The sequence below is a fragment of the Tianxiuia mixotrophica genome (genome assembly GCF_050596425.1).
Lineage (GTDB): Bacteria > Bacillota > Clostridia > Peptostreptococcales > Acidaminobacteraceae.
Map to the genome: position 1 here is coordinate 4,897,296 of NZ_CP192292.1, position 13,071 is coordinate 4,910,366.

12 protein-coding genes are annotated in these 13,071 nt (G+C 37.0%); all 12 read right to left on the reverse strand.

Annotated elements, in window-relative coordinates; all coding sequences use genetic code 11:
- Positions 1 to 55: 55 nt before the first annotated feature.
- The 12 genes from ACQ4KW_RS21575 to rpmH all read right to left on the reverse strand — a co-directional run bounded on the left by ACQ4KW_RS21575 (position 56) and on the right by rpmH (position 12,242).
- Complete coding sequence (locus ACQ4KW_RS21575) at positions 56 to 934, reverse strand: diacylglycerol/lipid kinase family protein (protein WP_430884503.1); 879 nt, start codon at positions 932 to 934, stop codon at positions 56 to 58.
- A gap of 2,226 nt (positions 935 to 3,160) precedes the next feature.
- Complete coding sequence (locus tag ACQ4KW_RS21580) at positions 3,161 to 4,045, reverse strand: ParB/RepB/Spo0J family partition protein (RefSeq protein WP_430884504.1); 885 nt, start codon at positions 4,043 to 4,045, stop codon at positions 3,161 to 3,163.
- Positions 4,038 to 4,811, reverse strand: coding sequence for a ParA family protein (locus tag ACQ4KW_RS21585; protein ID WP_430884505.1), 774 nt, complete (start codon positions 4,809 to 4,811; stop codon positions 4,038 to 4,040). The genes ACQ4KW_RS21580 and ACQ4KW_RS21585 overlap by 8 nt, the downstream gene beginning before the upstream one ends.
- A gap of 231 nt (positions 4,812 to 5,042) precedes the next feature.
- Complete coding sequence (locus ACQ4KW_RS21590; protein ID WP_430884506.1) at positions 5,043 to 5,828, reverse strand: ParB/RepB/Spo0J family partition protein; 786 nt, start codon at positions 5,826 to 5,828, stop codon at positions 5,043 to 5,045.
- 35 nt (positions 5,829 to 5,863) lie between these two features.
- On the reverse strand, positions 5,864 to 6,580 hold the full coding sequence (gene rsmG, locus ACQ4KW_RS21595) for a 16S rRNA (guanine(527)-N(7))-methyltransferase RsmG (RefSeq protein ID WP_430884507.1): 717 nt from the start codon (positions 6,578 to 6,580) through the stop codon (positions 5,864 to 5,866).
- Positions 6,573 to 8,471, reverse strand: a complete 1,899-nt coding sequence (gene mnmG / locus ACQ4KW_RS21600; protein WP_430884508.1) for a tRNA uridine-5-carboxymethylaminomethyl(34) synthesis enzyme MnmG — start codon at positions 8,469 to 8,471, stop codon at positions 6,573 to 6,575. Before mnmG ends, rsmG begins: the two co-directional genes overlap by 8 nt.
- A gap of 103 nt (positions 8,472 to 8,574) precedes the next feature.
- Positions 8,575 to 9,954 (reverse strand): tRNA uridine-5-carboxymethylaminomethyl(34) synthesis GTPase MnmE, encoded by a 1,380-nt coding sequence (gene mnmE, locus ACQ4KW_RS21605; RefSeq protein ID WP_430884509.1) that lies wholly within the window; start codon positions 9,952 to 9,954, stop codon positions 8,575 to 8,577.
- A gap of 66 nt (positions 9,955 to 10,020) precedes the next feature.
- A complete protein-coding gene (gene jag / locus ACQ4KW_RS21610; RefSeq protein ID WP_430884510.1) occupies positions 10,021 to 10,656 on the reverse strand; it encodes an RNA-binding cell elongation regulator Jag/EloR in 636 nt (211 codons plus the stop codon).
- Between the two features lie 3 nt (positions 10,657 to 10,659).
- Entirely contained in the window at positions 10,660 to 11,370 is a 711-nt protein-coding gene (locus ACQ4KW_RS21615) for a YidC/Oxa1 family membrane protein insertase (protein WP_430884511.1), read from the reverse strand.
- A gap of 28 nt (positions 11,371 to 11,398) precedes the next feature.
- A complete protein-coding gene (gene yidD, locus ACQ4KW_RS21620; protein WP_430886616.1) occupies positions 11,399 to 11,611 on the reverse strand; it encodes a membrane protein insertion efficiency factor YidD in 213 nt (70 codons plus the stop codon).
- Between the two features lie 46 nt (positions 11,612 to 11,657).
- A complete protein-coding gene (gene rnpA, locus ACQ4KW_RS21625; RefSeq protein WP_430884512.1) occupies positions 11,658 to 11,990 on the reverse strand; it encodes a ribonuclease P protein component in 333 nt (110 codons plus the stop codon).
- 117 nt (positions 11,991 to 12,107) lie between these two features.
- A complete protein-coding gene (gene rpmH / locus ACQ4KW_RS21630) occupies positions 12,108 to 12,242 on the reverse strand; it encodes a 50S ribosomal protein L34 (RefSeq protein WP_430884513.1) in 135 nt (44 codons plus the stop codon).
- Positions 12,243 to 13,071: the final 829 nt, after the last annotated feature.

Below are 13,071 nucleotides of genomic sequence, written 5' to 3' on the forward strand. Positions count from 1 at the left end.
TTTTCGCGGTATATTCAACAATATAGATTTTAAACCATATTATTACATATAAATTTCAATGCCAGATTTCAATTTTTTCATGATACATATTTATTGTTGCAGGTGTCATGGAGACCAAATTTCCATCAGCACTCACATGAAGATCTCTGTTGAACGTATCAATTTTAATAGTACGACATGTGAATGTTTCAACTTCAGGTTCTGTTTCATGTTGTCCCTTGTAAACTTTTGGAAACACTCTAAGAAATTTTCTTCTAGGCAATTTTCTGACCAAGCATATTTGAAAAACGCCACTATCTAGTTTGGCTTTAGGCGTGATTTTCATTCCACCACCAAAATACTGACCATTACCAATAGCTATTAAATATGCATCTCGCTCTACTTCAAGACCATCTAGGGTTAACCTCACTTTAAATGGCTGAAATGCAAATATTGATTTTATAGTGCTTAATGTGTATGCTGAACCACCAGGAATAAGCTTCTTAATTTTTCCTGTATCATAAATAATTTTTCCATCTATACCTACACCTGCAGAGTTGATAAATATTACACCATTTACAGACCCAAGATCGACCTTTTTAAGTCTCCCTTTAAGAATCTTTCGAAGCGCTTTTTCAGGTTCTTTGGGAATATCTAAACTCCGCGCCAGGTCATTTCCTGTACCCATGGGGATAAGACCAAGTCGAATATTCACTCCGACGATTGCATTTATACACTCAATAATTGTTCCATCTCCACCAACTGCTACTAGATCCGTATACTGTTTTTTCTCAATTGACTGCTTCACCAAATCAGTTATTTGATTTTCTCTATTTGACACTTTAATGTCATAAGTTAGTTTTTCTCCATCACATTGGTCATGAATTAAAGGAAGCACTTTCTTAGCTTGTCCATTTCCTGCAGCTGGATTCACAATAAATAAAATTTTTCTCATTTCTCACCTCTTAAGAGCTGTTATTCTATATTAATTCTACCAGAGCAGGTATTATTCCTTTCATACTTTATGTCTATTTTCTATGTTTCACGTGAAACATGTTTTAGAAGACTCACTCCACTATTATAAAATCAAGTGTTGTGCTTTTTAACCCAAGGCTTAAAATTTCATGCTGGCAACCTTTATTATTAATATCTATATCCACTTTCTGCTCCTTATGATCTATGATATTTATATCTGATTATTTATAAACTGTACTTTATCATTCTCAATATATTATAAATCAAGGTATTATACCTATCTTATCGATGAAGTATAGATAAATTAAGCTGTATTGATCATAAATATTAGATATTAAGTGTAAGCTTATCCTTTCTTGTCGGTCAATATTCTTCAAGTAGACATGAAGCCTTCCTGTCGCCTTCACCTTAACACGATAACATACAAGACTCCCTGCCATTAATAAATTCCTCTGATTAGCACTTCATTTGATTTTGAATCTCATGAATATCAAATTCAATTAAATCAGTCAATTTATTGCAAAGCTCAATTATGTTTCTAACAATTTTCTTGCTCATTTTTATAAAACCAATTCAATGATTAGATTTAAATAATATGATCTAAGGCAGCTTTCAGTGCTTATCAATTATTTAAATTCTAAAATAATATTGATTATTATGTATGGCCTCAAGGAATAAATCGTAAAATGCGATTAATGATACTAGAAAAATAATAAAATTTGTGCTTAAAAATCACTATAACAGCATGGAACACTCCAATTAATATAAAATTCCCCTTAAATACTTTCATGATGACTTGCAGACTTGTAATTGCAATAGCTCTAGCGTTTTTTGCGCACACGGCGTTTTTTTATAAAAATAATACCCTTGTACCAGTCACTTTTTTTTATCCATACAGAGGCATTTCAGGCTTCATTATATTATTTCTAAATCTTCATCCATATTTTATTCTGAAAATTCCCTTATACGATATAAACTCCGACAATTAAGGGCTTTTACACTAAAGTTGTTCTATTGAGTCAATAAATTTCAATATTTTGCGATTTTTATCTGATAAATAATGAATCATTAATTATTTTCTCATACAAATTAAATAAATATCCAACACTTTTTTTGCTCATTGAACATATGAAAACCATTCCATTTTAGTATTGTCACTAAAAAATCTATTCATATAATACGCTTACTTAAAGTTTTACGCTTGTTTCATCTTGTCATATTCTTGACTCATTCACATCTTTTCTCATATCGTACTGGCCCTAAAACTGATACAAATACTTTATGTTTTGAGAGAGTCGTTCTTATTAGAAAGTAAAATTTACGTTTTCATCTAAGCCTTTTTCTATTCTGAGCCAGTCGCAAATTATCCTTTAAGATCCCTTGTCATGGAATATATATATTTAAAATTCACTTCTTTATATACTTTTTTCCCCTAAAGCCTGCACTCTACTCAAATTCCACTCTAGAGTATTAAGTCGTATAACCATATATCAAACATCAATTATATAACTGCAGCGTCAATACTTCATATTTTCATATTCTAAAATGAGTTGATACAGACATTCGGATCATTCTATAATTTGTGCAAATGCAGATAGTCATCATATCTATAACTAAGAAACTTCTAAATGGTCTCTCTTGTTTACGCTGCTTTCATTGCACTTGACTACAATTGCTGTTTGAGTGTTCACTTAAAAACTGTTATTATTAATCGTTTCTTATATGAGTATACACCTCTAGAATCCATTTATGTTTCACGTGAAACAATCTACACCTGAGACTATATTGCTATAAGTAAAGGTTAACAATAGAAATTTTCGACGTCTGCCATTCTTTCAGTTTACAATTAGCACGCACTGCTTCCTGTTTCTTATTTCCTGTTTACTGTTTCCTTGAATTATTCTCATATACATTATTCCATCTAGACATTTTGCATAATATAAGTAATGACATTCTTCACATAAATGAAATACCTTAAATATATGTCTATTATATGATCAGACTCATACTTTAGCTACAAAATGTTTCACGTGAAACATTAATGACATCTCGGACAATCATCTCTTTATTCCATTTGCATAAGGCATCCTCATTTCGAGGATTATCGTAACCCCCATAGAGATGCATTAATACATTTAATCAATATAATTGCTACAAATAAAAAAGGCGATGTTTCACGTGAAACATCACCTTAGCAAATTATATTCTATTTCTTAAGCATTTGAATAAGACGGCTTAGATCTTCATCATTATAATACTCAATTTCGATCCTACCTTTTTTACGTCCCTGCTTGATATTGACCTTTGTTCCGAAAACAGATTGTAAGTCACTTTCAAACTCAATTATAAATGAATCCTTAACATCTCGACTAACAACCGTATTTTTTACCTGCTTGGCTCTGGCAACCAGTCTTTCTGTTTCTCGTACACTTAAAGATTCAGTAATAACTTTCTCAGCCAGTTGAGCACGCATTTTTTCATCTTCTAATCCCAGCAGGGCACGTCCATGCCCGCCTGATAAATCTCCATCCATTACAAACTTCTGTAAGGCTTCATCTAACTTGAGAAGTCTAAGCGTATTTGTAATATATGTTCTGCTTTTTCCAACAGCCTTTGCTACGTCCTGCTGTGTTAGGGCATGTTCTGAAATAAGTGATTCATAAGCAAGTGCTTCTTCAATATCGTTTAAGTCTTCTCTCTGAACATTCTCGATAAGGGCAACTTGGGCTTGCTGAAGATCATCAAGACTTCTAATAACAGCTGTTATACTCTTTAAGCCTGCATTCTTTGAAGCTCTCCATCGTCTTTCACCTGCTACAATTTCATAGCCCTTATCCAGCTCTTTTACAACTATCGGTTGAACAACACCATGTGTGGTGATTGAGTCCTCCAAGGCTTTTAGTTTAGTCTTGTCGAAATGACGTCTCGGTTGATTCTTGTTTGGCATGATCTCATTAATGTCTAGTTCAACAATCTGATCTGTGCTTTTTCGACTTTTCTGCGATACCCCACTTGACTCCTTCTTTTCAGGAACATCCTGTGGGATTAAAGCCCCCAGTCCTTTACCGAGTCCTCTTTTCGCTTTAGCCATTCTCACCCTCCAGACTTACTATTTCTTCAGCCAAATCTAAATAGGCTATAGCCCCTTTAGACTTTTCGTCATACTCAATAACTGGTACCCCATAGCTCGGCGCTTCAGCCAGTCGAACATTTTTAGGGATCATTGTTGTATACACTTTACTCTTAAAGTACTTTTTAACCTCTTCCACCACCTGTATTGATAGGTTAGTACGGCCATCAAACATACTCAAAAGCACACCTTCAATTTCAAGATGAGGATTTAGACCTCGCTTGATAAGTTGGAATGTGTTCATAAGTTGACTCACGCCTTCAAGTGCATAATATTCACACTGAATCGGTATAATCACCCCATCAACCGCCACCAGAGAATTGATTGTCAGTAGACCCAGTGATGGTGGACAATCGACAAAAATATAGTCATAATTGTCACGAACAGCATTAATAATTCGTTTTAAACGTTGTTCTCTATTGTCGATTTCAATCATTTCGATCTCTGCACCGGCCAGTTGTACATTTGATGGAATTATGTCCAGGCCCTTAAAAGGTGTTGGAATTATACATTTTTCAACGTCTATATCATCAATTAAAGCATCATATAAGTTGTATTCTAAGGCGTCTTTGCTCAGTCCTAAACCGCTTGTGCTGTTGCCTTGCGGATCATTGTCAATAACAAGCACTCTCTTGCCGAGTCTTGCAAGGCTTGCTGATAAATTGACATTTGTGGTTGTCTTTCCGACACCACCTTTTTGATTAAATATTGCTATTGCTTTACCCATTGTCTCACTCCTATTAAGTGGTCTTAAAATCATTATACACTATAAAATGTTTTTATACTTCTCAAAAAGCAAGAACAAAACAAAAAGTCAACGTTTTGATACTTTTCCCATTACTTTGAAGTGGTTATTTACATTTATTTACATTTTAGAAGCCGCATTTCCTGGGAAATAATCATAAATAATAATCCACATATAAAAAAGCCAGCCCAGAATAACTGAACTGACTTTTGATTAATTAGATTTATCTTTGGGAATTCGGACAACCACTTCTATATGATCCCCTTTGTCACTTTGATCGAACTCTGCATTAAGACCCGTGTCTTTTATCGCCTGATAAGCTTGCTTCAATGTATTAATATAAATCTTGTAGTTGAAAACACCACGAATGTTCTTTTTTTTCTTGGGTTCATTCAGTGTTAAATATGTCTGAACAAGTTCTTCTGTCTTTTTTACAGTAAGCTCATTCTTAATGACTTGATCAATAACTTTTTCATGAAGTGCTTCATCTTCTAGCTTTAGTAGGGCACGAGCATGTCGCTCAGACAATCCAGAGTGAACTATTTTGTCTCTAACCTTTGGCGATAGCTTTAAAATTCTCAGTTTGTTTGATATAGTTGATTGATTCTTCCCCACTCGTGCAGCAACATCTTTTTGAGACATTTCATGTTCTTCAATCAGGCGTCTAAAGCCTTCTGCCTCTTCCACAAAGTTCAAATCCACACGTTGAAGATTCTCAATCAGTGCCATAAATGCTGATGCTGTCGTGCTCGAGTCAATCACTATAGCAGGTACTGCATTCAAGCCTGCCGTCCTCGATGCTCTCAATCGTCTTTCTCCCATAATCAGCTCGTACTTATTTTCGACTTGGCGGACACTGATTGGCTGCAAAACACCAAATGCCTTTATCGATTCAGATAATTCCTGAATACCTTCTTCGTCAAAAATTTGTCTTGGTTGATCTGGATTGGCAACAATATCTTCAATCGGAATTTCGATAATTTCATTTGATCTTTTCACAGACAATGACCTCCCATAACATGCTTTTGCATACCCTATACTATCGGATTTTTCGTTGGTTTACCAGCTTTTCGAGGATATTTCGTTGGTGTGTTTGAAATTTTTTCAATCACAATCAAGGTATGCTCAATATCCACTTCAGGCAGTGGTACAACAACAACTTTCTTCACTTTTCCCCCAAGGGTTTCAATAGCTTTTTGAGCTTGATTCAGTTCATCTTTGTAAGACATGCTCTTTAAAGCGATAAAATGACCGCCAACCTTAACAAATGGCATGCAATACTCCGCTAGGACAGCTAAATTTGCAACTGCCCGTGATACAGCAACATCATACACTTCACGGTAGTCTTCATCCTTGCCATAATCTTCTGCCCTTCCATGAATAAACTCAACATGGTCAAGGCCAATTTCATCAGATACAGCTTGAAGAAACTTAATGCGTTTATTTAATGAATCAAGAAGTGTTAAATCAATACTTCTATCAAATATTTTCATAGCCAAACCAGGAAATCCTGCACCTGTTCCAACGTCGATCACTGATCCTCCATTTGGAACTTCACTTGATAGATATGTGCCCACTGAATCCAGAAAATGCTTGATATACACTTCTCGTTTTTCAGTGATCCCAGTCAAATTCATATGCTCATTCCACTCGACTAGAAGTCTTCTATAAATATCAAAATCATCATAGTGAGATGCACCAAACTCAATGCCCATCTCCTCAAGACCCTTTTCAAATTCTATCTTATTCATGACTTTGTGCCTTCTTCCTCTTTTGCTGCTCCATGAAAACCATTAAAACAGATATATCAGCTGGAGAAACGCCTGATATTCTTGAGGCCTGACCTATTGATTCTGGCTTGACCTGATCTAGTTTCTGTCTGGCTTCTAGTCTTAAACCCTCTATAGACGCATAGTCTATATCTGAAGAAAGCTTCTTAGATTCTAAGGCTTTGAACTTGCTAATTTGCTGAAGCTGCTTTTTAATATATCCTTCATACTTAATTTGAACTTCACATTGTTTCCATATATCATCACGAAGTTCTGGTCTTTCTGGATCCAGTGCAGCAAGTGTCTTGTAACCAAGCTCTGGACGCTTCATAAGCTCGGACAATGATACACCACTTTTCAGGTTTGATGCACTGCCAAGTGACTCTAGGAATGGATTGATCTCAGCTGGTTTAACCTTGATTTCTCTCAGTCTTTCCATTTCTTTTTCCACTTCAGCTATTTTATGATCCAATCGATCTTTGCGCGCCTGGGTTGCAAGACCAATCTCATATGATTTATTTGTCAGTCTTAAATCGGCATTGTCCTGGCGCAGAATCAATCTGTATTCCGCACGTGAGGTCATCATTCTATAAGGTTCATTGGTACCTTTTATGACTAAATCATCAATAAGAACACCTATATAGGCCTCTGATCTATCTAATATAAATGGGTCTTCCCCTTTTACTTTTCTTGCAGCATTTATACCTGCAATAAGGCCTTGTGCCGCCGCTTCTTCATAACCCGATGACCCATTGAATTGCCCCGCTGAAAAGAGCCCATTAATATGCTTAAACTCCAGTGTCAGCTTTAACAAGGTAGGATCAACACAGTCATACTCAATGGCATAGGCTGGTCGCATTATTTCAACTTTTTCCATACCAGGTATAGTTCGCATAAACTTAATTTGAACATCTTCTGGCAGGCTGGTCGACATCCCTTGCACATACATTTCATTTGTATCAAGCCCTTCTGGCTCAATAAAAAGCTGATGTCTGTCCTTATCTGCGAATCGAGTGATCTTGTCTTCTATAGAAGGACAATATCTAGGACCGGTCCCCTCAATTTCGCCACCGTACATTGCAGATCTATGAATATTGTCCTGTATCACTTCATGGGTTCCCACATTGGTGTAAGTCAGCCAACACGGTTCTTCCTCTATTTCAACAGAATCATTCATAAAGGAAAAAGGCACAATTTCCTTATCTCCGTACTGGATTTCCATATTGTCGTAATTTAGAGACCGCTTATTCACTCGGGCAGGCGTTCCAGTTTTGAAACGTCTCATATCTATGCCAAGTTCTTTAAGATTTTCTGTAAGCTCTAGAGAGGGCGCCAGTCCGTTGGGGCCACTTTGGAAGACTGCATTTCCAATAAAAATCTTACCGCCCAAATAGGTTCCCGTCGCTAAAATAACAGACTTGGCCTCGTAAAAAGCACCTGTAGACGTCAGTACACCTGTCACAGTGTCACCATCCATCTCAAGCTTAATCACTTCACCCTGTTTCAAATGAAGATTATCCGTATTTTCAATGACTTTCTTCATTTCTCTATGATACAGAGATTTATCAGCCTGTGCTCTTAATGAATGAACCGCTGGTCCTTTTCGAACATTGAGCATCTTGCTTTGTATCATGGACTTGTCTATATTAAGTCCCATCTCTCCGCCCAGTGCATCTATTTCGCAAACCAAATGACCTTTTCCCGTTCCTCCAATAGAAGGGTTGCATGGCATCATAGCCACAGAGTCCAGGTTTATTGAAAACATAAGCGTTTTCATACCCAATCTTGCAGCAGAAAGGCCAGCCTCACAACCTGCATGACCTGCACCTATAACAATGACATCATAAGCATCTGCATAAAATCTCTCTGCCATTATATCCTCCGAATTCTATAACAATCTAAATAGGTCTTCCCTATTTAAAGATAAAACTAAACCACCAAACACATTATATATCATGAAATCTATGACACAACAATTATTTACCTAAGCAGAAGTTACTGAAAATTTTCGTCATCATATCATCTTCAACCGTTTCACCGGTTACTTCTCCTAAAAACTGATAGGTATCTTTGGTGTCCACTTCAATGAAATCATAAGGCATGCCACTTTCAGTTGCATCAATGGCTGAGCGAATGGAATCCTTGGCTTTTTCAAGCGCCCGAATATGTCGGATATTCGATACATAAGCATTCTCTTTTCGAATGACCTGACCACCAAAGACCATTTCTGATATTTGTGTTTCCACATCTTCAATGCCCTCTTCATTCATCATTGATGTACGAATGAAAATTTTACCTGGAAGTCTCTTCTCTAAGGCATCTATATCAAATGCTTGTGGCAAATCTATTTTGTTGACTACAATAATGGCCTTTTTATCACCAATGCGGTCAATAATGTCTTCATCTTCTGATGTTAAGGGTTCTGATGCATTCACCACGAAAATTACCAAGTCAGCCTGATTAAAAAATGACTTTGATTTTTCAACACCGATTTTCTCCACCACATCCTCTGTTTCACGAATGCCTGCTGTGTCGATCAGCTTCAGTGGCACACCCTTGATGTTAATAAACTCCTCAATAACATCCCTTGTCGTACCTGGAATATCCGTAACGATGGCTCTTGCCTCTTTCAATAAGGCATTGAGCAAGGACGACTTACCCACATTAGGCTTTCCAACTATAACTGTGGATAATCCGTCACGAATAATTCTCCCGGTTTCCGCTGAGGATAACAAATCATCTATACCTTTTTCCACAGTGGATAACTTTTTCACCACTTCCCCATAGGTTATCTCTTCAATATCCTCTTCTGGATAATCTATACACACCTCTAGCTGGGCCATTGTGGATACAAGCTCATCACGAAGGCTTGCAACTTTTTTAGACAGACTGCCCTCCAGTTGACCAAAAGCCACATCAAACCCCTTTGGTGTCTTGGCACTAATCAGATCCATAACAGATTCTGCCTGGGCCAAATCCAATCGGCCGTTTAAAAAGGCTCTTTTTGTGAACTCACCCACATCGGCCATACGTGCACCCGCTCGTAGAACACGCTTCACAATGCTCTGAAGAGGAATAACCCCACCATGACAATGAATTTCAACCACATCTTCTCTTGTATATGTTTTCGGTGCACGCATTAAAGTGACAAGCACTTCATCAATAACATGCTCGTTTTCATCAACGATATGACCATAAGTGAGCTTTCTACTTTCAAATGACTGGACCGCTTGTCCTTTTTTATTTCTAAAAATATCATGTAAGATCTTCTGGGCCTCGTCACCACTAAGCCTTATAATGCCGATAGCCCCTTCTCCGGGCGCTGTTGCAACGGCAACAATTGTATCAAATTCCATGCTTTCACCTCATTTTCGCATGCATATAGAAAAACCCAGCGCTTTGACTGGGTTTTAAAAGGTCTACTAATTGTTCAAGTAAATTATGACTTTACGGAAAGGTTCTTCCCCTTCGCTCTTTGTAGAAACGTATGGGTTGCCTTGAAGTGTTGAGTGGATAATGCGTCGTTCATATGGATTCATAGGTTCAAGCACAATATCTTTACGTGTCTTCTTGGCCTTTCTCGCCAGTCTCTTAGCCAGCTTTTCAAGCGTAGCTCTTCTTTTTTCTCTATAATTTTCAGTATCCAGAATTACGCGTACGTAATCTTCTCTGTCTTTATTCACTATTAAGCTAACCAAGTACTGAAGGGCATCTAGGGTTTGACCGCGACGGCCAATTAGAAGAGCCATTTCTGTACCTGACATTTCTATACTTAAGTCTTTTCCATCGAAATGAACATTAAACTCTGCTTCTACATTCATTTCATCGAGAACACTTTGAAGAAAATCCATTGCAACTTGATCAACATGCTTGATTTTTGTTGCTCTGATTTTTGCTTCACTGCCGCCAAAGATTCCAAGGAATGCTTTTGCCGGTTCTTCTAATACTTCATATTCAACCTGATCTCTTGTCGTATCAAGTGCGATAAGAGCCAGTTCAAGCGCCTCTTCAACTGTTTTACCAGTTTTTTCGACGACATTGCTGTTCATGATGTCCATCTATTACGCCGCCTCCTTATTAGCCAACTTTGGTACAATATACTGTTGACCCATTTGGAACACATTACTTACAATCCAGTAAATCATAAGACCTGCTGACATGGATGCACCAAACCATAAAATCATAAGTGGCATCATCATCTGCATAGTCTGCATTTGCTGGTTTGCCTGCTGTTGTTTTCCTGTTGTTAGTGCCATTGAAATATAAGTTGTCAGTGCTGCTAGAATTGGAAGAACACCCGGTAGACCATTTATGAATGGAACACCTGTATCAATTAATGCGCCAATTGAGTCCGGTACACTAATATCTGATATCCATAAAAATGTCTGATTAAGCGCTTCTGACGCAAGTGTTGCATCACCACCAAAAACGTAATTCACTGGCTCTCTAAGGACACGGAATAGTCCAAAAAGAATAGGCATTTGAATGAGGAGCGGAAGACATCCTGCTAGAGGATTAATATTATGCTCTTTGTAAAGCTCCATCATCTTAATATTCAACGTCTCTTTGTCGTCTTTGTACTTTTCTTGAAGTTTTTTCAACTTTGGTTGAACATCATTCATAGCTTTGGTTGACTGAATTTGCTTAAACGATAATGGCACCAGAAGCACCTTAACAATTATCGTAAAAATTACAATCGAAAACCAGTAACTGCCCACAAAGCTATAAACACCGCCTAGCAGTGCACCAAGTCCCTGATATATAAAATCCAACGAATTATCCTCCTATTCAACTCATCCCTCAATCCACTGGATCATATCCACCTGGATGGAAAGGATGACACTTCATAATTCTTTTCAGACCCATAAAGCCACCCTTGGCTGCGCCATATTTTTCAATTGCTTCAATAGTATACGCAGAACAAGTCGGGTAAAAACGACAGTTGTTACCCAAAAATGGTGAAATATAATTTTTATAAAGCCCGATCAGAAAAATGAAAAAATTCTTCAAAATCTACACCTGATTTCTTTTTTTACCTCGAAAAATTCCAATATAATTGTTATTTCGAGTTTCTCAATTCCTTTAATACGCGGTTCACTTCACGGTTCGTATCATTAAATGTAGCTCGGTTCATTCGGACGCGTGCTACAAATACGATGTCATATCCTTGTCCGATTGAATCGGCCTTCAGTCGAAAGGCTTCCTTTATAAGACGCTTCACTCTATTTCGTACGACTGCTTTGCCAACCTTTTTACTGACGGATATGCCAATACGGTTTTCGTTAAGGTCATTTTTTTTATAATACATCACGATAAATTTCGTGACGACCGATCGGCCCCGTTTATAAACGGCATGGAATTCGCGACTGTTCCTGAGACTAGTTAATCCCACGGCTCATCCTCCGTTTTTCTGACCAGCCAGTGCTGGTCAATTGTTTCAATAATCCTCTTTTTAGAAATCAGAAATCAAAAAAAACCTAAATTGCAAAAAAGACCACGTATCGCGGTCTTATGCAGTAAGGCTTTTTCTGCCTCTTTTTCTTCTGTTTTTAAGAATGTTGCGGCCAGCCTTAGTACGCATTCTCTTTCTGAAACCGTGCTCTTGCTTGCGCTGACGCTTCTTAGGTTGATAAGTTCTTTTCACCGGATACACCTCCTCTGTTTTAAGATCATATATAAAAATATGCTTAATAGTCAAATACACAAAGTCTGCTAAATAATTATAACGTCAAGCCCTAGCCTTGTCAAGAAAATTAGCAGATTCTTAAAACTGCCTCATCCCTCTCCCTTGTCTTTTTTGCAGCGGTCTCAGCATCTATGAAAATCTTTAAAAAACTTCCTCAAATGAACTGGACCAATAGCTAAATATCTAAACGTTTTTAATGCATCTCACATCTAAAAAGAATCTCTTCCTATATAAATGTCATTTTTAATGCATTCTTTTGTAGACTTTCATCTATTCAACACCTTATTTAATGCATATACACCCACAGTTTTGAAAAAACCTTTCTCATTATATAAAGGAAGATTTGAAAAATCAACATGTGAATAAAAAAATTCTCCAAAAAAGTTATCCACAAAGCCCTTCCCTGTGGATAATTATTATATTATAATTGAAATGTCGACAGAGATTTGTTATGATTAATCTTGCTGTTGATATGTGAATGATTCATCCAAAGTATTCATTTTGACTATGAATTGTGGATAATGCTGTTAATATATCGGTGATTATTATGTTTTAGCTCCCAATATAGCTGTATTTGGCTCTGTGGAGATCTTAAAACATGTATTCTGGATACTGTGAATAGTGTCTTAAATGATCCATCGACTTATTAGATATTCCACAAGTTGATTTTTCGCTTGTGAATATCTTTTTTTGTCTTATTCTGGGGTGTACTAAAAAGTTATTCACAAAATCTGTGTATATATTGTGGACTAATCGATTTCTATCCATATATATAGGGGGTTAAGGC